Here is a 24,924-nt window from a genome sequence, read left to right as displayed (position 1 = left end):
CCGGGCCGTGACCGTCCGCGTTCCCCTCCCGGCTGACGTACCGGGTCGGGCCGCCGCCCGCGTCCCCGCTCGTCTCCGGGACCGGGACGAGGGCGTTCCCGGTGGCGTCCCGGCGCGCGCCCTGGTTCGGGTTGCGGCTCATGTGATGCTCACCTTCCTCATGCCGGCCCTCCTCGCGAACATCCGGCCGGCCGGGGCCAGGGCCGCGACCAGGAGGGACGTGGCGGTCGCGCCGGAACGGGCGGCGAGTGCGGCCTGGAGCGGGATCGTCGCGCGGATGCCGCCGCCGACGGCGCGCTGGGTGAGCGGGGGTGAGGGGTTGAGCACGGCGTGGACGTAGGGCCGGGCGGCCGTGGCGGCGTAGACGGCGCTCAGGGCGGTGGCGAGGACGCCGGCGGCCCGGGGTGTGCCCTCGGCCGGGCCGGAGCCCGGCAGGCCGGGGGCGGCTGCTGCCCGCCGGCCTGCCGGGGGTCGGGTGCGGCGGTGGGTGACCAGCCGGGTCAGGGCCCCCGTCGTCGCGAGGGCCGCCAGCGGGGCCAGCGCCGAGCCGCCGGTGGTCTCCCGGCGGGACACGGCCGTGACCGCGAGGGTGTGGCTGCCGAGCAGCGCGGCGGAGGGCAGTGCGGCGCGGGTGCCGCCGCCGGTGGCCGCGGCGCCCAGGAGCAGGTCGAGTCCGCGGGCGGCGGCCATGGCCGCGGGGCCGGCGGGCGTGTGTTTCAGGTCGAGGTCGTAGGCCCAGACGGTCGCCGCCAGGGGTGCGGCCACCGCGAGGGCGGGCCGTCCCGCGCCGGCGGCGAGCGCCAGTCCGGCGCCGGTGAGGGCACCGGCGGCGGTGAGGGCGGCGGCCGGGCGGATGCGGCCGGACGGCAGCGGGCGGTGCGGGCGCTCCACGGCGTCCTCGGCGCGGTCCGCCCAGTCGTTCAGGGCCATGCCGGCCTCGTACAGGCACACGGAGGAGCCGATCGCGAGCAGGGTCCGCGGCCCGGGGCGCGCACCGGCCGCCGCCGCGCCGGCCAGGGCGTCGCCGGGGACGGTGAAGAGGGCGGGCAGCCGCAGCAGTTCGGCCCAGGCACCCGCGCGGCCCGAACACGGGCGCGGGGTGCGAGACGCGACGTCGTCCCCAGGAACCGCCCCGCCCGTCGCCCCACCCACCGCCGCGCCCACCAGGGCGGACCCGGCGACGGCGAAGAGGGCGGGCAGCCGCAGCAGCTCGGCCCAGGCACCCGCGCGGCCCGAACACGGGCGCGGGGTGCGAGACGCGACGTCGTCCCCAGGAACCGCCCCGCCCGTCGCCCCACCCACCGCCGCGCCCACCAGGGCGGACCCGGCGACGGCGAACAGCGCGGGCAGCCGCAGCAGCTCGGCACCCCTGCCTGCCCGGGCCGGGCAGGCTGCCGCTGTCGGCGCAGGTGCCGCAGGTGCCGCGGCCGGCCCGGCTGCCGCCGTCGGCGCGGGTATGGCCTTCGCCGAGGCGGTCGCGGGGCTCATCGCCGAGCCTCGCGGTCGTCGGTGCCGTCCCGCAGTCGCTCGGCGAAGCGCCTCAGCTCCGCGTACTGCTCGGCCAGGGACGAGGGGCCGTCGCCGACCGGGTCCTTGAAGTAGAAGCCCAGTTCGCCCAGGGGGCCGGCCAGGCCCTTCTGCCGGGCGCGGGCGGTCAGCCGGGCCAGGTCCAGGACGAGCGGGGCCGCGAGGGCCGAGTCGCAGCCCTGCCAGGTGGTCTGCAGGACCATGCGGGTGCCGAGGAAACCGTCGAAAGCGATGTGATCCCAGGCGGTCTTCCAGTCGCCGAGGGCGGGCACGTCGTCGATGTGCACCTCGCCCTCGGGGGTGGTGCCGAGGGTGTCGGCGAGGACGCGTTCCTTGCCGGCGTTCTTGGCCGCGGCGGCCGCCGGGTCGGCCAGGGCGGCCCCGTCGCCACCGCCCAGGAGGTTGGTGCCGGACCAGGCCCGCACGGCGAGGGCGCGCTGGGCGAACATCGGCCCGAGGACGGACCGCAGCAGCGTCTGCCCGGTCTTGCCGTCGCGGCCCGCGTACGGCAGGCCCGAGGAGGCGGCGAGCTGAGCCAGCTCCGGATGGTGCAGGCCCGTGGACGGGGTGAAGTTGACGTAGGGGCAGCCGGCGCGCAGGGCGGCCGCCGCGTAGAGGGAGCTGGGCGGCAGGGTGCCGTCGGTGGGGGCCGGCTCGGTGGAGGCGACGTTGATCACGACGGCGCCCACGAGGTCCTGACGGCGCACGAAGTCGCGGATGTCGGCCGCGAACACGTCGATCCACCGGTCCCGGGTGCGGCCGGTGTCACCGGGCGGCGGGCCGCCGGGCCTGATCTCCCGGTCCGCGGCGACGAGTTCGGCGTGCACCGCGGACGGCAGGCCGTGCGGCAGGACACCGTCGTCGGCGAGGTGCTCGGCGCGCTTGGGCAGCGGGCAGTCGGCGGTGTCGTGGCCGCCGAAGACGAGGGACGGCAACGGCGGCAGACCGCAGGAGGTGAAGCCGGGGGTCTCGGTGACCATGCCGGTCGGCGGGTGGAGTCCGGCGGCGACGGCGGCGCAGCCCGCGATCGCGGTCGTGGCGACGGATCCGCGCGCGCCGATGAGCCAGACGCCGAAGCGGGGAGCCGGGGCGGGGGTGGGGGCCGGGGCAGGGAGGGGGGTGGGGAGGAGCGGTTCGGCGGACATGGGCAGCCTCCTTGTCGTACGCGAACCTGGTGCGAGCGCCGGAGGGGGGACGCGCGGGGCCCGGCGGGACGGCGGGCGGAGGTCCGGCGTCCTCCGCCCGCCGCCGTTCCGGTCGCCCTAGGAGGGCAGTTCCTTCAGCTGGATGTCGCGGAAGGAGACCTGGTCGCCGGCGCCGTGGTTCTGCAGGCCGATGTAGCCGTCGGTCAGGCTCCGCCCGGGGTCCTTGTTGGTGAAGTCGTTGATCTTGACTCCGTTGAGGAACACCTGGAGGCGTTCGCCCTGGACCTTGATCTCGTAGGAGTTCCACTGGCCGGGCGGACGCAGGACCTGGTCACGGGCCTTGATGTTCGCCGACTTGAACGAGTAGACGGATCCGGTGGTGCGGTCGGCCGCGTCCGTGGCGTCGATCTGGATCTCGTAGCCCTTGTCCACCGCGGACCAGGGGTCGTAGGACGCCGGGAAACCCACGAAGATCCCGGAGTTGTCGTCGCCCCGCATCTTCCAGTCGAGCTTGAGGGAGTACGACTTCAGCTCCTTGGCCTGGTACCAGAGCAGGCCCATGCCGCCCTCGGACTCCAGGGTGCCGTCCTTGACGTCGAACTTTCCGGGGCCGGCCTGCTTCCAGCCGTCCAGGGTCCGGCCGTTGAAGATCTGCCGGTAGCCCTTGTCCGGCTTGCAGTCCGCCTTCACCTGTCCGGTGGCGTACTGCATGCCGCCGAGCAGATGGGTCCGGAAGGCCTCGTCGGCGTACGACTCCTTGGTGTGGCCGCCGCCGGTGTAGAAGGAGCGGCCGCCGCCGTAGCTCTGGCACCAGGCGATCGGGTGGTCGCCCTTCATGGTGCCGCCGCTGTAGGTGGTCTCGTCGAGGGTGGCGAGGACCTTGGCCTGCCCGCGCGGGTTGGTGCGGTAGTTGTACCACTCGTCGGTGCGCTCCCAGGTGTCGCCCAGGTGCGCGGTGGACGGGTGGTCGTGGTCGTGGACGCGTACGGTGGCCTTCTGGACGGCCGGGTGCGAGTCGAAGTAGGCGCCGACGAGGCCGCCGTAGAACTCCCAGTCGTACTCGGTGTCGGCGGCGGCGTGGATGCCGAGGTAGCCGCCGCCGTTCTTGACGTAGTCCTCGAACGCCTTCTGCTGGTCGGCGTCGAGGACGTCACCGGTGATGGACAGGAAGGCGACCGCGTCGTACTTGGCGAGGTTGGCGGTGGTGAACTGCCGGGCCTCCTCGGTCGCCGTGACCGAGATGCCTGCCGGGGCGCCGAGTTCCTTCAGCGCGGCGACGCCCTCCGGGATGGAGTCGTGCCGGAAGCCGGCCGTCTTCGAGAAGACCAGGACCTTCTTGCCGGCCGTGAACGGCTCGGTGGAGAACTCGAAGTCGTCGATGTCGTACAGCGCGCCCTCGCCGCCCCGGAAGACCAGGTAGACCTCCGTGGTCTTCCTCGGCAGCGACCGCAGCGGCACGTCGATGTCCTGGAACGTCTCCCAGCCGCCGGTCGGCGGGATGTACGCCGAGCCGTGCAGCGTTCCGGTGGGCGAGCCGGTGCGCAGCTCGACGAAGCCGCCCGCGCCGCCGGAGGAGGCCCGTACGGTCATCTTCTTCTGGCCCTCGAACCGGTAGGGGCTGAAGGAGATCCAGTCGCCGTCGTCGATGTCGCCGACGGTCTTGCCGCCGTTGGCGCCGCTCTTGTCGATCACCGACACGCCCTGCTGGGCGCCGAAGTGCTCGGCCTGGCGGTGCAGCGGCTGGAGCACGGAGCGGGCGGTGCCGGTCAGTGCCTCCTGGCCGTTCGCCCCGCCGTCGGTGTAACTGGCGCCGACGACACCGTAGATGTTGGCGTTGGGGTCGTGACCGCCGTCCCCGGGGGGCGGCTCGAGGGTGCCCTCGCAGCCCGTCTCGCTGGTCAGCTCGTGGGCGTGGGAGTCGTGGCCGAGGCTGTAGGCGACCTTGACCCTGGAGCAGTCGACGGTCTCCTCGGGGTCGGTGACGGTCACCTTGAACGGGACGGGCTCGCCGAAGGCGGCCAGGCTGCCGTTGCCCGGCACGGTGATCTTCACCGTGGGCTGGGTGTTGCCGACCACGATCCGGACGCCGGCGTTGCCGGTGTTGCCCTCGGGGTCCTTCGCGGTGAAGGTGGCGTGGTAGGTGCCGACCTTCTTGTAGCGGTGGGTGGGGGTGAGTCCCTCGCCCTTGGTGCCGTCGCCGAAGTCCCAGCTGTAGGTGAGGTCCGGGGAGTCGGCGTCCTTGGCGCTGCCGGTGAATCCGACCTTCAGCCCGGCCGCGCCGGACGTCCTGTCCGCGCCGGCCTCCACGATCGGGGAGAAGCCGTCCTCGGCGTTCTCGATCCGGTACAGCGCGGAGTCCTTGTCGCCCTGGAACCAGGACAAACCGTAGTCGAGGACGTAGAGCGCGCCGTCGGGGCCGAACTCCATGTCCATGATCTGGGTGCCGGTCCACGGGAAGTTGTTGATCTTCGCGACCGTGCCGCCGGGTCCGTCCTCGGTCTGCTCGATCCGCTTGATCCAGCGGCGGCCGAACTCGCCGGCGAAGAAGTCGCCGTCGTAGGCCTCGGGGAACTTCACCGAGGAGTCGAGCTCGGGGTCGTAGCGGTAGACCGGGCCGCCCATCGGGGACTCGGAGCCGCTGCCGAACTCGGGGACGGAGCCGCCGTCGTAGGGGATCCAGGCTGCCTGCGCGGGCGGCAGGTCGACGAGTCCGGTGTTGTGGCGCGAGGTGTTCTTCGGGGCGGCGCAGTCGAACTTCCCGCCGGAGGCGCCGGTGGCGAAGTCGTAGTCGTTGTAGGCGTCGTTGTCGCCCGTGCAGAACGGCCAACCGAAGTTGGCGGGCCCGGTGACCTTGGCGAACTCGACCTGTCCCGCCGGGCCCCGGTTCGGGTCGGCGGCGCCGGCGTCGGGGCCGTAGTCACCCACGTAGATGATGCCGGTCTTCTTGTCGATGTTCATCCGGAACGGATTGCGGAAGCCCATCACGTAGATCTCGGGGCGGGTCTTCTCGGTGCCGGGGGCGAAGAGGTTGCCCTCCGGGACGGTGTACGAGCCGTCCTCGGCGACCTTGATGCGGAGGATCTTGCCGCGCAGGTCGTCGGTGTTGGCGGAGCTGCGGCGGGCGTCGAAGGCCGGGTTGCGGTTCGCCCGCTCGTCGATCGGCGTGTAGCCGTCGGAGGAGAAGGGGTTGGTGTCGTCGCCGGTGGACAGATAGAGGTTGCCCTCGGCGTCGAAGGCGATGTCGCCGCCGACGTGGCAGCAGGTGCCGCGGGAGGCCGCGACGTCCAGGACCTTCTTCTCGCTGGCCGGGTCCAGGGTGCCGTCGGGTTTGAGGACGAACCGGGAGAGGCGGTTGACGCCGTCGAACTTCTTGAAGTCCTCGGCGGTGCCGGTCTCCGGGGCGTCGCCCGCGGGGGTGTCGAGGGGCGGGGCGTAGTAGAGGTAGATCGCCCGGTTGTCCTCGAAGTCCGGGTCGATGCCGACGCCTTGCAGGCCCTCCTCGTCGTGGCTGTAGACGTCGAGCCTGCCGGCGACCTTGGTGACGCCGCCCTGGTCGGTGAGGCGCAGCGTGCCGTCGCGCGAGGTGTGCAGGACGCTGCGGTCCGGGAGCACGGCGAGCGACATCGGCTCGCCCGTCTCGGGTTCGCCCTTGGCGAGCGGTACCTGCTGGAACTGCCCTTCGGCGGCTGCCGGTTCGTCGTGCTCCGGGTGGCCGGGGTGGGCGCCGGCGACGGTCGCCGGGGTGCCCACGGCCAGCAGCAGGCCGGTGAGCAGGGCGAGACCGGTGTGAAGCCCTGGACGACGCCTCGTGGTGCGGGTGGATGTGAGTCTGCTTCTGTGCACGAAGTCCCTCCGGTGACGGGGTGGGGCCGTACGGAACAGGTGCGGGGAGATGTGGTGCGTGCGGGCGCCGGGGTGCGCCGTCACCCCGGAGGCGTGGGTGTCCTGGACTCTTCGGGAACGTCAGCCGCGTCCGCGCGGAGCGAACGCCCCCGGGAGCGGGACCGGTCGGTCCCTCCCCGGCTCAGGACGGAGCGGGACGGGGGCAGGTCGGATCCGGGGGCCGGCGGATGTGCCGGTCCCCGTCCCCGGCCTGCCGTCGGGCGCGGCTCAGCTGGTGAACGCGGCGTCGAAGGACGCGCCGGGCGGCTCGAAGTCGTAGGCCTTGAGGTGCTTCAGGGCCTCGGGGGCGCCCTGGAGCCGGTCCATGCCGGCGTCCTCCCACTCCACGGACACCGGGCCGCGGTAGTCGATCGAGCGCAGCATCCGGAAGACGTCCTCCCAGGGGACGTCGCCGTGGCCGGCGGAGACGAAGTCCCAGCCGCGGCGCGGGTCGCCCCAGGGCAGGTGGGAGCCGAGGCGGCCGTTGCGGCCGTCGAGGCGCCTGCGGGCCTCCTTGCAGTCGACGTGGTAGATCCGGTCGCGGAAGTCCCACAGGAAGCCGACCGGGTCGAGGTCCTGCCACACGAAGTGGCTGGGGTCGAAGTTGAGGCCGAAGGCCGGCCGGCGGCCGACCGCTTCCAGGGCGCGTACGGTCGTCCAGTAGTCGTAGGCGATCTCGCCCGGGTGGACCTCGTGCGCGAACCGCACGCCCTCGGCGTCGAAGACGTCGAGGACGGGGTTCCAGCGCTCGGCGAAGTCCTCGTAGCCGCGCTCGATCATGGCCTCGGGAGCGGGCGGGAACATGGCCACCAGGTGCCAGATGGCGGAGCCGGTGAAGCCGACGACGGTGTCGACGCCGAGGAGGGCCGCGGCGCGCGCGGTGTCGGCGATCTCGGCGGCGGCCCGCTGCCGCACGCCCTCGGGTTCGCCGTCGCCCCAGACGCGGGCGGGCAGGATGGCGCGGTGGCGTTCGTCGATGACGGCGTCGCACACCGCCTGGCCCACCAGGTGGTTGGAGACCGCCCGGCACTTCAGTCCGTACTTCTGGAGGAGCTGGTGGCGTCCGGTGACGTAGGAGGGGTCGGCGAGCGCCTTGTCCACCTCGAAGTGGTCCCCCCAGCAGGCGAGTTCGAGGCCGTCGTAACCGAAGTCACGGGCGAGTCGGCAGACCTCCTCCAGGGGCAGGTCCGCCCACTGGCCGGTGAACAGCGTGAAGTCGCGCGGCATCTGTGTCCGTCCTCCTCAGGCGGCTATCGGTGTGTAGAGGGAGTTCTTCTCGGCGCTCTCCTCCACCGCCGCCAGGACCCGCTGCACCTGGAGTCCGTCGGCGAAGGAGGGTTCGGGGCTGCGGCCCTCGGCGACCGCGTGGACCAGGTCGCGCGCCTGGTGCACGAAGGTGTGCTCGTAGCCGAGGCCGTGGCCCGGCGGCCACCAGCCCTCCAGGTAGGGGTGGTCGGGCTCGGTGACGAGGATGCGGCGGAAGCCGGCGTGGCTGCCGGGTTCGGTGGCGTCGTGGAACCACAGCTCGTTGAGCCGCTCCAGGTCGAAGGCCAACGAGCCGAGTTCGCCGTTGAGTTCGAGGCGCAGGGCGTTCTTGCGGCCGGTGGCGTAACGGGTCGCCTCGAAGGAGGCGAGGGCGCCGGAGGTGAAGCGGCCGGTGAACAGGGCGGCGTCGTCGACGGTGACCTGCCCGGTGCCGGCGGCGGAGCCGGCGGTCGGGCCGGCACCGGGGGCGGTGGGCAGCGGCCGCTCCCGCACGAACGTCTCGGTGAGCGCGGAGACGCCCGCCAGCCGCTCGCCGGCCAGGTACTGCGCCAGGTCGACGATGTGCGCGCCGAGGTCGCCGAGCGAACCGGAGCCGGCGTGCTCGCGGCGCAGCCGCCAGGTCAGCGGGAACTGCGGGTCCACCAGCCAGTCCTGCAGGTACGCGACCCGCACGTGCCGCAGTTTCCCGATCCGGCCCCCGGCGACCGTCCGCCGGGCCAGCGCGGTCGCGGGGACCCGGCGGTAGTTGAAGCCGACCATCGCCGACTGTCCCCGTGCCGCGGCCTCCTCGGCGGCGCGGGTCATCGCCTCGGCCTCCGCGACGGTGTTGGCGAGGGGCTTCTCGCACAGCACGTGCTTGCCCGCGGCGAGCGCGGCGAGCGCGATCTCGGCGTGGCTGTCGCCGGGGGTGCAGATGTCGACGAGGTCGACGTCGTCCCGTTCGACGAGGGCGCGCCAGTCCGTCTCGGTCCGCGTCCAGCCGTGCCGGTCGGCCGCCGCGCGCACGGCGTCGGCGTTCCGGCCGCAGATCACGGCCAGTTCGGGACGCAGCGGCAGGTCGAAGACGCGGCCCGCGGTGCGCCAGCCCTGGGAGTGGGCGGCGCCCATGAAGGCGTAACCGACCATGCCGATGCGCAGCGGCGGCTTCCCCGTGCGGGCCCCGTCGGACGCTTGGGGCTGTGCCATTCGGATGTCCTCCTCGTCGTCGTGGCGGGCGGGGGTGGGCCCCGCCCGGGGGGCTGGTCAGGCCCGTGGGGCGGGGCCCCTCACCGGAAGCCGGTGGACATGTACCGGTCCACGTTCTCCTTGTCGACGACGGCCGAGTAGCAGGTCACCGACGAGGGGATCTCGAACTCGGCGAGGCCGCCGACGCCCTTGCCCTGGCCGAGGGCACGGGCCAGGTCGATCGCGGAGGCCGCCATCGTCGGCGGGTACAGGACGGTGGCCTTGAGGACTTTGTCGTCGGCCTTGATGGCCTGGAAGGCGGAGAGCGCGCCCGCGCCGCCCACCATGAGGAACTCGTCGCGCCCGGCCTGCTCGATGGCGCGCAGCGCGCCCACGCCCTGGTCGTCGTCGTGGTTCCACAGCGCGTCGATCCGCGACTGGGCCTGGAGCAGCTGGGCGGTCTTGGCCTGGCCGGACTCGACGGTGAACTCGGCGGCCTGGCGGGCCACCTTCTTGATGTTGGGGTAGTTCTTCAGCGCGTCGTCGAAGCCCTGGGTGCGCTGCCTGGTCAGCTCCAGGTTGTCCAGGCCGGCCAGCTCGACGACCTTGGCGTCCGGCTTGTCCTTGAGCTTCTCGCCGATGTAGTGACCGGCGTTCAGACCCATGCCGTAGTTGTCGCCGCCGACCCAGCAGCGGTACGCCTGCGGGGTGTTGAAGATCCGGTCGAGGTTGACGACGGGGATGCCCGCGCGCATCGCCTTCAGCCCGATCTGGGTGAGGGCCTTGCCGTCGGCGGGCAGGATCACCAGGACGTCGACCTTCTTGTTGATGAGGGTCTCGATCTGGCCGATCTGCTGGGCGGTGTCGTTGGAGCCCTCGGTGATCTCCAGGGTGACGTCGGAGTACTTCTCCGCCCGCTTCTGGGCGTTGTCGTTGATGGCGTTGAGCCAGCCGTGGTCGGCCTGCGGTCCGGCGAAGCCGATGGTGACCTGCTTGCCGGGCTTGTCGTCGGCGGCGGGCCGGTCGTTCGCGGCGGGCTCGTCGTCGCCGGACTCGTTGCTGGTGCAGCCGGTGACGAGGACGCCGGCGGACACGGCGGCCGCCCCGAGGAGGAGTCCTCTGCGGCTGGTGAACTCTGGCATGGCGGTGAACCCCTTCTTCAGGTCGTGCTCGCGGTACGGCGCTGGACCAGCACGGCGGCGACGATGATCGCGCCCTTGGCGATCTGCTGGACGTCGCTCTGCAGGTTGTTCAGGGCGAAGATGTTGGTGATCGTGGTGAAGATCAGGACGCCGAGGACGGAGCCGACGATGGTGCCGCGGCCCCCGGTGAGCAGGGTGCCGCCGATGATCGCGGCCGCGATGGCGTCGAGTTCGTAGAGGTTGCCGTTGGTGTTCTGGCCCGAGCCGGCCAGCACGATCAGCAGGAAGGCGGCGATGCCGCAGCACAGTCCGGACAGCAGGTAGAGGTAGAGCCGCTGGCGGCGTACGTCGATGCCGGCCAGCCGGGCGGCCTCCGCGTTGCCGCCGACGGCGACGGAGCGGCGGCCGAAGGTGGTCCGGTTGAGGAGCAGCCAGCCGATGACGGTGACCGCGGCGAACACCAGGACCAGCGGCGGGACGCCGAGCACGTAGGAGTCGCGCTCGCCGAGGTCGAGGACGCCGTCGACGGTGACGATCTGCGTCCGTCCGTCGGTGATCTGCAGGGCGAGGCCGCGGGCCGAGGCGAGCATGGCGAGGGTGGCGATGAACGGGACCATCCCGCCGTACGCGATGAGCACCCCGTTGACCAGGCCGCATCCCAGTCCGACGAGGACGGCGGTGAGGAGGATGCCGCCGAAGCCGTACTCCTGGGTGGCGACGGTGGTGGCCCACACCGAGGCGAGGGCGACGACCGCGCCGACCGACAGGTCGATGCCGCCGGAGATGATGACGAAGGTCATGCCGACGGTGACGACACCGATGACGGAGGCCTGGGTGAGGACGAGCTGGAGGTTGCGGGTGTCCAGGAACTCGTCCGGTCTGGTGACGCCGCCGATGAGGATCAGTACGGCGAGCACGCCGAGCAGCGACAGCGTGCGGACGTCGGCACGGAACAACACGGCGCGCCAGGCGGGTGCTTCGGTGGCCGACGGCACCTTCTCGGTGCTGTCCCGCGGCGGGGAGACGGGCTGCGTCATGACGCCGGACTTCCTTCCATGACGAGGTCGAGTACGCGGTGTTCGTCCAGTTCGCGGGCGGGCGCGGTGTGGACCACGCGTCCCTCCCGGAGCACCAGGACCCGGTCGGCGAGGCCGAGGACCTCCGGCACCTCGCTGGAGACGAGCAGTACGGCGAGGCCTTCGTCGGCCAGTCGGCGCACGACCGCGTACAGCTCGGCGCGGGCTCCGACGTCGACCCCGCGGGTGGGTTCGTCGAGCAGCAGGACGCGGCAGCCGCGCAGCAGCCAGCGGGCCAGGACGGCCTTCTGCTGGTTGCCGCCGGACAGGGTCCGTACCGGTGCGGACGGGTTGTCGGGGCGCAGCGACAGTTCACGGATCGCCGCGCGGGCCGCGCCCCTTTCGGCGCCGTGGTCGATCCAGCCGCCGCGCGAGAAGCGGGAGAGGGAGGAGACGGAGACGTTGCGGGTGACCGACTCCAGCATCAGCAGGGCCTGGGCCTTGCGTTCCTCGGGAGCGAGCCCCAGGCCGGCGCGTACGGCGGACCGCACGCTGCCCGGCCTCAACGGACGCCCGTCCAGCAGGACCTGACCGGCCGTCGGGCGCCGGGCACCGTAGATCGTCTCCAGGATCTCGGAGCGGCCGGAGCCGACCAGCCCGGCGAGCCCGACGATCTCCCCCGGCCGCAGGTCGAGGTCGAGCGGCTCGAACTCGCCGTCCCTGGCGAGCCCGCGCACCTCCAGCAGGGGCCTTCCGCCCGCCGCCGGCACGTCGGCCGCGGACCGCTCGGGGAAGACGTACTCGACGTCGCGGCCCGTCATCAGCGCGACGACCTCGCGGGTGGGTGTCGACTTCGCGGGCAGTCCGCCGGCCACCGCCCGGCCGTCCTTGAGCACCGTGACGCGGTCGCCGATGCGGCGGATCTCCTCCAGGCGGTGGGAGATGTGGACGACGGCCACGCCGTCCGCGGTCAGGTCGCCGACGATGCGGAAGAGGTTGTCGACCTCGTCGGGGTCGAGGGCGGCGGACGGTTCGTCCATCACGATCAGCCGGACGTCGTGGGAGAGGGCCCGCGCCATGGAGACGACCTGCTGCTGGGCCGCGGACAACTCCCCCACCGGAGCGGCCGGATCGATCTCCGCGTGCCCGAGCCGCCGCAGCAGGGCCTGCGTCGCCCGGCGGGCCGTCCCTGCGCGGACGACGAATCCCGCGACGGTCGGTTCGTGGCCGAGGTGGACGTTCTCCGCCACCGACAGGTGCTCCACCAGGTCGAGTTCCTGGTAGATGGTGGCGATGCCGAGGCGCATGGCGGCGATCGGCGAGCGCAGGACGACCGGTTCGCCGCGCCAGCGGATGGTGCCGCCGTCGGGCTGGTGGGCACCGGCCAGCACCTTGATGAGGGTGGACTTACCGGCGCCGTTCTGGCCGAGCAGGCAGTGCACTTCACCGGCCTGGACGTCGAGGTCGACGCCGTCCAGGGCCCGGACGCCGGGGAACGACTTGGTGATGCCGGACATGCTGAGCAGCGGTGGTTCTGGTGCCATGTGGATTCCCCTCGGCGGGCGTGCGGGCCGGAGTCAGGGCAGAACGCCAGGAATCGGGCGCTCTTGGGGTGGCGCGGGGCAGCGGAGGGCGAGGCGGGGCCGGACGGGGCGAAGCGGGGCGCGGTGCCGGTGGTGCCGTACGGAGCGGGCCTGCGGGTTCGTCGGAGGACTGGAGGGAACGGCCGGTACGAACGGAGTGGCTGCGCGGGCGAAGTGGCTGCGCGGGTGGGAACGGGGCGCCGGTACGAACGGAGTGGCTAGGCGGGGGAGAACAGGTGGTCGCTGATGAGGCGGGCCGCGCCGATCACACCGGCGGTGGGGCCCAGCTCGCCCAGGACGATGGGCAGGTTGCCGGTCGCCAGGGGCAGCGACTGGCGGTAGACCTGGGTGCGGACGGCGGCGAGCAGGGTGTGGCCGAGGCCGGTCACCCCGCCGCCGATCACGACCAGGCCGGGGTTGAAGAACGAGACGAGTCCGGCGATGACCTGACCGACCCGGTTGCCGCCCTCGCGGATCAGGTCGAGGGCGGTGGCGTCGCCCGCGGCCGCCGCGGCGGCGACGTCGACGGCGGTGAGACCGCCGTTCGCCTCCAGCCGTGCCGCGAGTTCGGGCGACAGGCCCTGCTGGGCCGCCTCCACGGCGTCGCGGGCCAGGGCCGCGCCGCTGAAGTGGGCCTCCAGGCAGCCGCGGTTGCCGCAGGCGCAGGGCCGGCCGTCGGGCACCGCCTGGATGTGCCCGATGTCGCCCGCGCTGCCGGTGGTGCCGCGGTAGACCTGGCCGCCGACGACGATGCCGCAGCCGATGCCGGTGCCGATCTTGACGCACAGGAAGTCGGCGACGGTGCGGGCGACGCCCGCGTGCTGCTCCCCCATCGCCATGAGGTTCACGTCGTTGTCGACCATGACCGGGCAGCCGAGTTCCTGGCTGAGCGCCTCCCGCACGGGGAAGCCGTCCCAGCCCGGCATGATCGGTGGCGCGACCGGTACGCCCTCGGGGAAGCGGACCGGGCCGGGGACGCCGATGCCGGCGCCGTCGAAGCCCTCGGCGAGTCCCGTCGCCCTCAGCTTCGCCGCCATCGCCAGCACCTGCTCGAAGACCGCGACCGGTCCCTCACGCACGTCGAGGGGCTGGTTGAGGTGTCCGAGCGTCTCCAGTTCGGCGTTGGTGACGGCGACGTCGACCGAGGTCGCGCCGATGTCCACACCCAGGAAGCGGAGTCGGGGATTGAGCCGGACGTTGTGCGAACGGCGGCCGCCGCGCGAGGCGGCGAGCCCGTCGGCCACGACCAGCTCCGTCTCCAGCAACCGGTCCACCTCCACGGCCAGCTTGGACCGTGAGAGGTCGACCTGATCGCCCAGCTGCGCGCGGGAGTTGGGACCTCCGTCGCGCAACAGTCGCAGCAGCCGGGCCTGATGTGCGTTCGCGGGTCGTGCCGTCATGCGTCTCACGAGCCCCTCCCCGCCTCCGTCGGCCGCCTGCTGTCGTGCTTTCGAGGGGAACGTAGCAGTGGTCGCCGGGACTGGGAAGAAGTCGTGCACGGATTGTCGCTGACTTTCTCCACTCCCAGGACAAAGAAGCGCCCCGCGCCGCGTCGAGGACGCGTGAGGCACGGGCGCGCGGGGCACGGCCCCGTGGAGGCGGGGACGACGGCAACGGGGCCGGTCCGGGTGCCGCCCGGACGCGGGGTCCGGGTGCTGCCCGAAGGCGGGGTCCGGGTGCTGCCCGAACGCGGGTGTGCCGCCCGGACCCGGGGGCGGCACCCGAGCCGCGAGGGCTGCGCCAGGTCGAGGGTGCGGCGGCCGGACGCGAGGGCGGCGGCCGGACGCGCCTGAGGCGCTCGGCTACGCCCGCCGGCGGGCGTGGTACGCGCGGCGCGTGTGTTCCGTGTGCTCACGCATCAGCCGGCCGGCGCGCCGCCCGTCGCCCGCCGCGATCGCGGCGATCAGGTCCCGGTGCTCTGTCCAGGACCGGTGACCGCGCTGCCGGGCGACGGGCGCGCAGTACCACCGCGCGCGCCGGTCGACCTGCCCCGCCAGCTCGGCGAGGACGGCGTTGCCGGCCAGCTCCACGATCTTCGCGTGGAACACGACGTCGAGCAGGACGGCCCGGTCCACGTCGCCGGAGGCGACCGCCAGCACGCCCTGTGCCCGCAGCTCGTCGAGGGCGTCGACACCGGCCCCGTCGGCGTGCGCGGCGGCGAGCCGGGCCGCCTCGGACTCCAGCAGCGTACGGACCGTGAGGAACTGGTCGGCCTCCGCCTCGGTCGGCTCGTGCACGAACGCGCCCTGGGCGGGCCGCAGGTCGACCCAGCCCTCGGCGTTCAGCCGCTGCAGCGCCTCACGCACCGGCTGCCGTGAGACCCCGAGGTGAGCGGCGAGCTCACTCTCGACGAGGTGCCGGCCGGGCCGCAGGGCACGGGTGGTGATGAGCTCCAGCAACGCCTCGTGGACGCGCTCCCGCAGCGGGCCGGGGCGTTCGAGCCTGGGCACCGCACCCCGCGGCAGTCCTGTCGGCAGCATCGCTCGGTCCCCCTCCTGGGCCGCGCCGGGCGTCGGCAGCCGGAAAGCCGGTGGTCGGTCGTCCTTCGCCCCCGGTCCGCACGCCACCGCGGACGGGGCCGGACGGGGCCGACCGCGTCGCACCGCCGCCCGGATCCGCGGCACCGTCCGTCACGGGCAGCGTACGACCTGTCCCGCGTACGACAGGTTGCCGCCGAACCCGAACAGCAGGACCGGGTCCCCGCTGGTGATCTCGCCCCGCTCCACCAGTTTGGAGAAGGCGAGCGGGATGCTCGCCGCCGAGGTGTTGCCCGATTCGGTGACGTCGCGCGCGACCACGGCGTTGACGGCGCCGATCTTCGCCGCGAGGGGCTCGATGATGCGCAGGTTCGCCTGGTGCAGCACGACGGCGGCCAGGTCCTCCGGGGCGAGGCCGGCCCGCTCGCAGGCCTGCCGGGCGAGCGGCGGCAGCCGGGTGGTGGCCCACCGGTAGACGCTCTGCCCCTCCTGCGCGAACCGGGCCGGCTGCCCCTCGATGCGCACGGCGTTCCCCATCTCGGGCACCGACCCCCACAGCACGGGCCCGATCCCGGGCTCGGTCCCGGCGGGGCAGGCCTCGACCACGGCGGCGCCCGCTCCGTCGCCGACGAGGACACAGGTGGTGCGGTCGGTCCAGTCGGTCACCTCGGACATCTTGTCGGCGCCGATGACCAGTGCGCGGGTCGCGGCGCCCGCGCGGATCGTGTGGTCGGCGGTGGCGAGCGTGTGGGTGAACCCGGCACACACCACGTTGACGTCCAGCGCGGCAGGTCCGGGGATGCCGAGCCGGGCGGCGACCCGAGCGGCCATGTTGGGCGAGCGGTTCACGGCGGTGGAGGTGGCGACCAGGACCAGGTCGATGTCCGCGGGGGTGAGCCCGGCCGCCGCGAGCGCCTTGGCGGCGGCGTGTCCCGCCAGCTCGTCCACCGGCTCGTCGGGGCCGGCGATGTGGCGCGTGCGGATGCCCACCCGGCTCCTGATCCACTCGTCATTGGTGTCGACCAGTTCCGCCAGGTCCTCGTTGGTGAGTACCTGGGCGGGCTGGTAGTGACCGACGGCGGTGATGCGCGAGCCGTTCATGGGGGTCCCCTCGTTGCCTTGGGTAGCGGGATCCACCAGTCTGATCAGTGACTCACGGGTAGGCGGGCACGTGAAGCGACAGGAAACCCGCACCGGGCTTGTCGGCTTCCCGCTATCCCCCGCCGGGCTTCCCGCCGTCCCCCGCCGCTCCCTTTCCCGACGCCTTCCCGGCCCCACCCTCCGGACGGACGCCCTCCCGGCCCTCCGCGCCTCCGGACGAACGCCCTTCTCCCCTATCCGCTATCCGCCGAACGGCTGCGTCGCCTTCCGCACGAGTCCTCGACCCGGCGCCGCGGGTGCGGGACACCCCGTGCGGGACAATGGGACCGCGCAGGTCACCTCGTCGCACGATAACCCGGCGGCCTGCGGGCAATCTCTGCATCAAGGGCCGTTTCGGCCACCAGCACGCACGGAACCGGGGCTGACGACATGGGACGAGTCACCGAACGGCGCAAGGTGCTCCGCATCCGGGACGGAGCGGTCTCCAGTCGCCCGGACACCCTGGTCGCCGAGGAGCCGCTGGAGATCCGGCTCAACGGCAGATCCCTCGCGATCACCATGCGCACGCCCGGCGACGACTTCGCCCTGGCCGCCGGTTTCCTGGTCAGCGAGGGCGTGCTGGCGCAGGGGTCCGACCTGCAGAACATCGTCTACTGCGCCGGGGCCACCGCGGACGGGTCGAACACGTACAACGTCGTCGACGTGCGGACCGCGCCCGGCGTCACCGTCCCTGACATCACCCTGGAGCGGAACGTCTACACGACCTCGTCCTGCGGCCTGTGCGGCAAGGCCAGCCTGGACGCGGTGCGTACGACGACCCGCTGGCCGGTCGCCGACACGCCCCCGCTCCGCATCGCACCGGAACTCCTCGCCGTCCTCCCCGACCGGCTGCGCGCCTCCCAGCGCGTCTTCGACAGCACCGGCGGTCTGCACGCGGCGGCCCTGTTCTCCGAGGACGGCGAGCTGCTGGACGTCCGCGAGGACGTCGGCCGGCACAACGCGGTCGACAAGCTGGTCGGCCGCGCCCTCCAGAACGGCGGCCTGCCGCTGTCCCGGGCGGTCCTGCTCGTGTCGGGCCGGGCCTCGTTCGAGCTGGCCCAGAAGGCCGTGATGGCGGGCATCCCGGTGCTCGCGGCGGTGTCGGCGCCGTCCTCCCTCGCGGTGGACCTGGCGGCGGAGACGGGACTGACGCTGGTGGGCTTCCTGCGAGGCAGTTCCATGAACGTGTACGCGGGCGAGGACCGCATCGCCCTGCGGACCGCGGCCGCGCGGGGCTAGGGAGTCCCTGACCCTGCGCGTCGGATCGGCGCGCGGCGTCCGGTGCCGGGGGCACCTCCCCCGCCGTTCGGGCAGTGGGGGAGCGTCGCACGGCGGAGGACCGCCCGTGCACCGGATGCATCGGGGTGGTCCGACGACGCGGCGGTGGGGGTCCCTCCCGCGCGAGCGGAGCCGAGCGTGAGGGAACCGAGCCGGGCGTCGCGCGCCCGGCGGGAAGGGGCGGACACGCCCTGGGGGCGTTCGTCCGGATCGGGCCCGCGGGTCCGGCACGGACGGTACGGCGCGGTGATGGGAGCGCTCCCGAACCGTGGCGGCCCGCTCCGCCTCCGGGGTGCGGGGCCCGCCTCAGTCCCGCGACGTCCCCGGGCCGGCCGCCGAGGGCCGTGACGCCGGAGCCGGGGCCGCCTCCCCCGCCCCCGTCTCCGTCTCGGCCGTCGCCTCCGGGCCGTGCGAGCGGCGCTTGGCGATGACCGCGCAGACCATGAGCTGCATCTGGTGGAACAGCATCAGCGGCAGCACGGCGAGGGAGGCGTGCGCGCCGAACAGGACGCTCGCCATGGGCAGGCCGGAGGCCAGGGACTTCTTGGACCCGGCGAACTGGATCGCGATCCGGTCCTCGCGGCCGAACCGCAGCGCCTTCGCGCCGTACCAGGTCAGCGCGAGCATTACGGCGAGCAGGACGGCCTCGACGGCCAGCAGCGCGGCCAGCCGGGCCGGGCCGACCTGGTGCCAGATGCCCTGGACCATGCCCTCGCTGAACGCGGTGTAGACGACGAGGAGGATCGAACCGCGGTCGACGTGGCCGAGGACCTTGCGGTGCCGGGCGACGAACCCGCCGATCCAGCGGCGCAGCACCTGCCCCGCCGCGAAGGGCACCAGCAGCTGCAGCACGATCTCGACGAGCGAGTCCGCGGAGAAGCCGCCGCTGCCGCCGAGCAGGGCGGCCGCGAGCAGCGGTGTCACGACGATGCCGGCCAGCGACGAGAAGGAGCCGGCGCAGATCGCGGCGGGCACGTTGCCGCGGGCGATCGAGGTGAAGGCGATCGAGGACTGGATGGTGGACGGGACCAGGGTCAGGAAGAGCAGCCCCTGTTGGAGGGGTTCGGTGAGGACCACCGGGACGAGGCCCCGGGTGGCCGTGCCGAGCAGCGGGAAGACCACGAAGGTGCAGGCGAGGACGGTGACGTGCAGGCGCCAGTGCTTGAGCCCGTCGAGCGCCTCCCGGGTGGACAGGCGGACGCCGTACAGGAAGAACAGGAAGGCGATGGCGGCCGTGGAGGCGCCGGAGGCCACGTCGGCGGCGGCGCCGCGGGCCGGCAGGAGCGCCGCGAGGCCGACCGTCCCGAGCAGCAGCAGGACGTACGGGTCGATCGGCATCCGGCTGGGCCGGCGCAGGCGTTTCACGGTGCTCCACTTGCTCGTCGGTACGGGTGCCGCGGGGCCGGGGCCCCCGACCATGGTCCCCCTCGGCCCCGTGATCGGGAATCCGGTACACCGCTCTCACTGTGATCACGCGACGCGATGGCCGGCCCGTTGACCAGTACGGCTGCCGGTACGGCGACCGGTACGGTGACCGGTGTGTACGAGCCGTCCCAGCTGCGCACCTTCCTGGCGGTCGCCCAGACCCTGAGTTTCACGCAGGCCGCCCGGCGGCTGGGGCTGCGCCAGTCGACCGTCAGCCAGCACGTGCGCCGTCTGGAGGACGCCACGGGGCGGACGCTGTTCACCCGGGACACGCACTCGGTGGAACTGACCGAGGACGGCGAGGCGATGCTGGGTTTCGCGCGCCGGATCCTGGAGGTGCACGAGCAGGCGACGGCGTTCTTCACGGGCACGCGGCTGCGCGGCCGGCTGCGCTTCGGCGCGTCCGAGGACTTCGTGCTGACGCGGTTGCCGGAGATCCTGGAAAGCTTCCGGCACGACCACCCGGAGGTCGACCTGGAGCTGACGGTGGAGCTGTCCGGCACGCTGCACGAACGGCTCGCGGCCGGGAAACTGGACCTGGTGCTGGCCAAGCGGCGCCCCGAGGATCCGCACGGCGAGCTGGTCCGGCACGACGAACTGGTGTGGATCGGCGCGGACCGGCTGCGGCTGCACCCGGACCGGCCGGTGCCGCTGATCGTCTTCCCGCCCCCGGGGATCACCCGCGCCCTGGCCCTGGAGGCGCTGGAGCGGCAGGGGCGGGCGTGGCGGATCGTGTGCACGAGCGGCAGCCTGAACGGGCTCATCGCGGCGGCCCGCGCGGGCCTGGGCGTCATGGCGCACTCGCGGGGCCTGGTCCCGCCGGGCCTGGTGAGGGTCCCGGAACGGGCGGGGCTGCCCGAACTGGGCCGGGTCGAGTTCGTCCTGGTGCACGGGCGGCGGCGGACGGCGGCGCAGGGGGCGGCGGACGCGCTGGCGGCGGCGATCCTGGCGGGCGGCGACCGCCTGCACCGGCGCGGCCCCCGTCCGGCGGCCACGGACCGGCCGGACGGGAGCCACTGAGGCACGGACCCACGAGCCCCCGGGTCCACGGCCCCACGAGGCCACGAGCCCACCGGCCCGGAGTCCCGGAGTCCCGGGATGTGCCGGTCTAGCGGACCGGGCGCTGGTAGGTGAGCTGCTTGACCCGGCGCAGGAACGGTGTCGCCTCCACGTGCTGGACGCCCTCCAACCGGCCGAGGGGCCCGCTGAGGTAGGCGTACAGGCCCGCCGTGTCACGGGCGACGGCGGTGACGACGATGTGGGAGGGGCCCGCCGTGGCGGCGGCGTGCGCGACCTCGTCGTGGCCGGCGAGCGCCTCGCCGACGGAGTGCAGGGCGGCGGGGGTCGTGGTGATCCACAGGGCGGCGGCGAGGGGGAGGCCGAGGATCTCGGGGTGGTACTCGACGTCGACGTAGACGGCCCCCGAGGCGAACAGGGCGACGAGGCGGCGCTTGACGGCGGACTCGGAGCGGCCGGTGGCCCGCTGGAGTTCGGCGTGTCCGGCGCGGCCGTCCCGTTCGAGGACGGCGAGGAGGGGTTCGTCCTCGGGATCGATGCGGGCGGGCCCGGCGGGCGGTTCGGGGCGGGCCAGCAGGGCCACCGTCGCCTCGTCGAGCACGCCGGACTTGCGCAGCCAGCCGGTGGGGCCGCCGTAGAAGCGGTGCAGGATCTGCTGGGCGCGGATCTCCACGACGCTGGGGGTGCGCGGGAGCCTGCCGAGGAGCAGGTCGTCGTGGTCGCCGGGGCGGCGGGGACGGGTCATGCAGACGATCTCGGTGCCGCCCGAGCCGACGCCGATCCAGTTGGTGTCGTGGCGTTTGGCGAGGGCGTCGGCGATGACGGCGGCACCGGCCGGGTCGCAGCGCAGCCGGAGCATCCACTGGTCCTGGCCGAGCCGTTCGGCGTCGCGCACCACGACGACGCGCAGGCCGCCCTCGGCGCACAGCCGGCGGTAGCGGCGGGCGACGGTCTGGTCGGAGACGCCGAGGGCGGCGCCGAGTCTGCTGAAGGAGGCGCGTCCGTCGACCTCCAGGGCGCAGAGCAGTTTCAGGTCCAGGTCGTCGAAGGTGTCGGATTCCCCGCGCATCGGCCGCTCCCCCGTCGGATTCCGTCGGTCCTCCGCCGTTCTCCACGGTGATCGGCCGCCGTCGGCCCATCGTACGGAGCGTCCGCGTTTCGCGGAGCGGAAAAGAGGACGGAGAGGAAGTGGGGAGCATGCGCGCATGGGGGCCGCTGACGGCGGTGTGCCTGGGCACGTTCATGTTGCTGCTGGACGTCACGATCGTGCTGGTGGCGCTGCCGGACATGGCGGAGGGGCTGGACGCGTCACTGAGCGACCTGCAGTGGGTGGTGGACGGGTACGCGCTGGCGCTCGCCGCGCTGCTGCTGGGGGCGGGGGCCGCCGCCGACGTCCTGGGACGGCGGCGGGTGCACGTCGCCGGGACGGCGCTGTTCGCAATGGCGTCGCTGCTGTGCGGCCTCGCCTCGGGTCCGGCGACGCTGGTCGCGGCGCGGGCGGTGCAGGGCGTCGGCGCGGCGGCGATGCTCGCGACCACGCTGCCGCTGCTGGGCTCGGTCTACCAGGGGCGGCAGCGGTCGGCGGCGCTCGGAGTGTGGGGCGCGGTCAGCGGGGGCGCGGCGGCGATCGGGCCGGTGTTGGGCGGACTGCTGACCGCGGGGCCGGGCTGGCGGTGGATCTTCTTCGTGAACCTGCCGGTGAGCGCGGTGGCGGTGTGGCTGACGCTGAGGATGGTGCCGGAGTCGAAGGGTCCGCGCGGGATGCGGGTGGACTGGGCCGGGACGGCGGCGTTCGCCGCGTTCGCGGGCGGTACGACGTATGCGGTGGTGCGGGCCGGTGAGGACGGCTGGGGCGCGTCGGCCACGCTGGTGCCGGCGGGGGCGGCGGCGCTGGCGCTGGTGTGTTTCGTGCTGGTGGAGCGCCGGACGGCGCACCCGCTGCTGGATCTGTCGCTGCTGCGGCGGCCCGCGTTCGTCGGGGCGATGCTGGGCGCGTTCGTCTTCAACGGGGTGGCGTTCGGGGTCACGCCGTACCTGTCGATCTGGATGCAGACGATGCTGGGCATGAGTCCGGTGCGCGGCGGGCTGGCGCTGCTGCCGCTGACGGTGGCGGCCATGGTCGTCGCGGTGCTGACCGGCCGGCTGCTGCACGGGGTGCCGGCCCGGGCGACCATCGGCGGCGGGCTGCTGCTGATCGGCGCGGGCTGCTGTGCGCAGGCGGTCCTGGACGCGGGGTCGTCCTGGACATCGCTGGTGCCGGGGTTCGTGCTGGTGGGCATGGGCACCGGACTGGTGTCGCCGACGGTGGCGGGCGCGGCGCTGGCCGCGGTGCCGGCACCGCGGGCGGGGATGGCGGGGGGCGCGGTGAGCACCGTGCGGCAGCTCGGTTACGCGCTCGGGGTCGCCGTCTTCGGCACCGTCCTGACCTCGCGGACGGCCGACCGGCTGCCGCACGAGGCGGCCCACACGCTGGCGGGCGGGGGCGCCGGGGCGCTGCGCGGGTCGTACGACGAGCACACCCTGCGGGCGGCGTTCGCCTCGGGGCTGGACGCGGCGCTGCTCGCGGCGGGCGCCGCCGGGCTGGTGACCGGTGTTCTCGTGCTGGTGCTGGTCAGGCCGGAGCGGGGCCGGGACGGCGTGACGGAATCGGCCGCTCCGGCGCGGTCCGGGGAGAAGGCGCCCACCCGTCGCTGACCCCCCGGCGCCGGAGCGCGGCGGCACGGCCGGGTCGGAACGCGGCGCGGCGCCACGGCCGGGGCGGAACGCGGCGCGGCGCGGCGGCACGGCCGGGTCGGGCAGATTCGGTGGAGATCACGGCACAGATACTTACTCTTCCGTCAGTTTCCTGTCCGACCCTTCCGCATGTGGGCCCATTTTCCCGCACCGGCCAGCGCGGACGAGGGCACCGTCCGCTTTCCGGCCCCCTCCCGCCCCGTGCGGGCGTGGGGTAGCTTTCACGGCGCTGTGCGGCCATGGGAAGCGGGGTGCGGGGTTTGCGCGAGTTCACCAACCCTCCGTTGGTGTCGGCACCGCCGGTGGGCGGTCTGGCCGACGTCGTCTTCGAGCACGCCCAGGACGACCCGCGGCACGTCGCTCTGGGCCGCAAGGACGAGCGGGGCGGGTGGCGGGACGTGACCTCCGCCGAGTTCCGCGACGAGGTCCTCGCCCTCGCCAAGGGGCTCCTCGCCGAGGGCGTCCGGTTCGGCGACCGCGTCGCGATCATGTCCCGCACCCGCTACGAGTGGACCCTCTTCGACTACGCCCTGTGGACCATCGGCGCGCAGGTCGTCCCGGTCTACTCGACCTCCTCGGCCGAGCAGTGCTTCTGGATGCTGTACGACTCCGAGGTCACCGCCGCGGTCGTCGAGCACGAGGACCACGCGATGACCATCGCCACCGTCATCGACCGCCTCCCCCGGCTGCGCCGGCTGTGGCAGCTCGACGCCGGGTGCGTGCAGGAGCTGTACGACGCCGGCGCCGCCGTCGAGGACGAGGTGGTGCACCGGCACCGGGCGGCGGTGACCCCCGAGTCGACCGCGACGGTCATCTACACGTCGGGGACGACCGGCCGCCCCAAGGGCTGTGTCGTCTCGCACGGCAACTTCATGTTCGAGGCGGACACCGTCATCGAGCGCTGGGAGCCGGTGTTCCACTCCCGCAAGGGCGACGAGGCGGCGACCCTGCTGTTCCTGCCGCTCGCGCACGTCTTCGGCCGGATGGTGCAGATCGCCGCGGTCCGCGGCCGGGTCCGCTTCGGCCACCAGCCCCAGCTGCAGGCCTCCGCCCTGCTGCCCGACCTGGCCGCGTTCCGGCCGACGTTCTTCCTCGCCGTGCCGTACATCTTCGAGAAGGTCTTCGAGGCGGCGCGCCGCAGGGCCGAGCGGGAGGGCAGGGGCGGGGTGTTCGAGAAGGCCGTCGAGGTGGCGGTGGACCACGCGGAGGCCGTCGAGGCGAAGGCGTGGGGCATCGGGCCGGGCCCCTCGGCGGGCCTGCGCGTGCAGCACCAGCTGTTCGACAGGCTCGTCTACTCCAAGATGCGCGCGGCCATGGGCGGCCGGGTCCGGCACGCCATGTCCGGCGGCTCGGCGATGGACCGCAGGCTCGGCCTGTTCTTCGCCGGCGCGGGCGTGCAGATCTACGAGGGCTACGGCCTGACCGAGACCACCGCGGCCGCCACCGCCAACCCGCCCGGACGCACCCGCTACGGCACCGTCGGCCAGGCCATCCCCGGCATGACCGTGCACATCGCGGACGACAACGAGATCTGGCTGCGCGGGGACAACGTCTTCCAGGGCTACCTCAACAACCCCAAGGCCACCGACGAGGCCCTGCACGACGGCTGGCTCGCCACCGGCGACCTGGGGTCCCTCGACGAGGACGGCTACCTCACCATCACCGGCCGTAAGAAGGAGATCCTCGTCACCTCCGGCGGCAAGAGCGTTTCACCGGGGCTGCTGGAGGAACGCGTACGGGACCATCCGCTGGTGAACCAGTGCATCGTCGTCGGCAACGACCGGCCGTTCGTCGCCGCCCTGGTCACCCTCGACCAGGAGGCCGTCGACCACTGGCTCCAGATGCGCGGCGAACCGCGTTCGACACCCGCCGAACTGGTGAACGACCCGGACCTGGAGGCGGAGGTGCGCCGGGCCGTGGTGACGGCGAACACGCTGGTCTCGCAGGCCGAGTCGATCCGCACCTTCCGCATCCTCGCCCAGCCGTTCACCGAGGAGCACGGCCTGCTGACCCCGTCCCTGAAGCTCAAGCGCAGGGCGATCGAGAACACGTACGCCGACGAGGTCGACGCGCTGTACCGGACGTGAGCCCCGGCCGACGGATTCCGGGGTCAGGAATGCACGACGCCC

The 24,924-nt window shown here is 73.5% G+C and carries 17 protein-coding genes; 4 read left to right on the top strand and 13 right to left on the bottom strand.

The annotated features are described in order from the left end of the window. Positions 1-138 precede the first annotated feature (138 nt). The 11 genes from ACZ5FU_RS08035 to ACZ5FU_RS07985 form a co-directional block, all read right to left on the bottom strand. Positions 139-1,167 carry an SCO3242 family prenyltransferase gene (locus tag ACZ5FU_RS08035; protein ID WP_469045105.1) on the bottom strand — a complete coding sequence of 343 codons (1,029 nt, stop codon included), beginning with the start codon at positions 1,165-1,167 and terminating at the stop codon, positions 139-141. Positions 1,168-1,484: 317 nt separating this feature from the next. Further along, a complete protein-coding gene (locus tag ACZ5FU_RS08030) occupies positions 1,485-2,672 on the bottom strand; it encodes an inositol-3-phosphate synthase (protein ID WP_451527337.1) in 1,188 nt (395 codons plus the stop codon). Positions 2,673-2,789: 117 nt separating this feature from the next. Continuing rightward, positions 2,790-6,515: a ThuA domain-containing protein gene (locus tag ACZ5FU_RS08025; protein WP_469045071.1), complete on the bottom strand. Its 3,726-nt coding sequence runs from the start codon at positions 6,513-6,515 to the stop codon at positions 2,790-2,792. Positions 6,516-6,782: 267 nt separating this feature from the next. Then, the gene (locus ACZ5FU_RS08020; protein ID WP_451776684.1) at positions 6,783-7,781 is read right to left on the bottom strand and encodes a sugar phosphate isomerase/epimerase family protein; all 999 of its coding nucleotides are present in this window, start codon (positions 7,779-7,781) and stop codon (positions 6,783-6,785) included. A gap of 15 nt (positions 7,782-7,796) precedes the next feature. Then, complete coding sequence (locus ACZ5FU_RS08015; protein WP_468834375.1) at positions 7,797-9,005, bottom strand: Gfo/Idh/MocA family protein; 1,209 nt, start codon at positions 9,003-9,005, stop codon at positions 7,797-7,799. Between the two features lie 80 nt (positions 9,006-9,085). Beyond that, positions 9,086-10,126 (bottom strand): substrate-binding domain-containing protein, encoded by a 1,041-nt coding sequence (locus ACZ5FU_RS08010; RefSeq protein ID WP_469045070.1) that lies wholly within the window; start codon positions 10,124-10,126, stop codon positions 9,086-9,088. Between the two features lie 17 nt (positions 10,127-10,143). Then, positions 10,144-11,163 carry an ABC transporter permease gene (locus tag ACZ5FU_RS08005; RefSeq protein WP_469045069.1) on the bottom strand — a complete coding sequence of 340 codons (1,020 nt, stop codon included), beginning with the start codon at positions 11,161-11,163 and terminating at the stop codon, positions 10,144-10,146. Beyond that, positions 11,160-12,686, bottom strand: a complete 1,527-nt coding sequence (locus ACZ5FU_RS08000; protein WP_451527331.1) for a sugar ABC transporter ATP-binding protein — start codon at positions 12,684-12,686, stop codon at positions 11,160-11,162. Before ACZ5FU_RS08000 ends, ACZ5FU_RS08005 begins: the two co-directional genes overlap by 4 nt. Positions 12,687-12,943: 257 nt before the next feature. Further along, positions 12,944-14,125: an ROK family protein gene (locus ACZ5FU_RS07995; RefSeq protein ID WP_451527330.1), complete on the bottom strand. Its 1,182-nt coding sequence runs from the start codon at positions 14,123-14,125 to the stop codon at positions 12,944-12,946. Between the two features lie 402 nt (positions 14,126-14,527). Then, entirely contained in the window at positions 14,528-15,205 is a 678-nt protein-coding gene (locus tag ACZ5FU_RS07990; RefSeq protein ID WP_451527329.1) for a GntR family transcriptional regulator, read from the bottom strand. Between the two features lie 150 nt (positions 15,206-15,355). Further along, on the bottom strand, positions 15,356-16,303 hold the full coding sequence (locus ACZ5FU_RS07985; RefSeq protein ID WP_451776697.1) for a beta-ketoacyl-ACP synthase III: 948 nt from the start codon (positions 16,301-16,303) through the stop codon (positions 15,356-15,358). A gap of 429 nt (positions 16,304-16,732) precedes the next feature. Here ACZ5FU_RS07985 and fdhD point away from each other — a divergent pair, with 429 nt between their 5' ends. Continuing rightward, entirely contained in the window at positions 16,733-17,581 is an 849-nt protein-coding gene (gene fdhD, locus ACZ5FU_RS07980; RefSeq protein ID WP_451527327.1) for a formate dehydrogenase accessory sulfurtransferase FdhD, read from the top strand. Positions 17,582-17,926: 345 nt separating this feature from the next. Here fdhD and ACZ5FU_RS07975 read toward each other — a convergent pair whose 3' ends face one another. Further along, on the bottom strand, positions 17,927-18,958 hold the full coding sequence (locus ACZ5FU_RS07975; protein WP_451527353.1) for a bile acid:sodium symporter family protein: 1,032 nt from the start codon (positions 18,956-18,958) through the stop codon (positions 17,927-17,929). A gap of 201 nt (positions 18,959-19,159) precedes the next feature. On the opposite strand from ACZ5FU_RS07975, the gene ACZ5FU_RS07970 reads away from it, so the two are divergent. Further along, on the top strand, positions 19,160-20,065 hold the full coding sequence (locus ACZ5FU_RS07970) for a LysR substrate-binding domain-containing protein (RefSeq protein ID WP_451527352.1): 906 nt from the start codon (positions 19,160-19,162) through the stop codon (positions 20,063-20,065). 88 nt (positions 20,066-20,153) lie between these two features. Here the strand turns inward: ACZ5FU_RS07970 and ACZ5FU_RS07965 are convergent, their stop codons facing one another. Continuing rightward, positions 20,154-21,131: an Lrp/AsnC family transcriptional regulator gene (locus ACZ5FU_RS07965; protein ID WP_468644337.1), complete on the bottom strand. Its 978-nt coding sequence runs from the start codon at positions 21,129-21,131 to the stop codon at positions 20,154-20,156. Between the two features lie 128 nt (positions 21,132-21,259). Here ACZ5FU_RS07965 and ACZ5FU_RS07960 point away from each other — a divergent pair, with 128 nt between their 5' ends. After that, on the top strand, positions 21,260-22,756 hold the full coding sequence (locus ACZ5FU_RS07960) for an MFS transporter (RefSeq protein WP_468834390.1): 1,497 nt from the start codon (positions 21,260-21,262) through the stop codon (positions 22,754-22,756). A 299-nt stretch (positions 22,757-23,055) separates the two neighbouring features. Then, positions 23,056-24,882, top strand: a complete 1,827-nt coding sequence (locus ACZ5FU_RS07955) for an AMP-dependent synthetase/ligase (RefSeq protein ID WP_468834392.1) — start codon at positions 23,056-23,058, stop codon at positions 24,880-24,882. The last annotated feature ends 42 nt before the right edge of the window (positions 24,883-24,924 follow it).

It is taken from the genome of Streptomyces sp. NPDC031554 (genome assembly GCF_055580685.1).
Note: the sequence above shows the minus strand (reverse complement) of the source record. Positions and strands in the feature narration are given on the sequence as shown.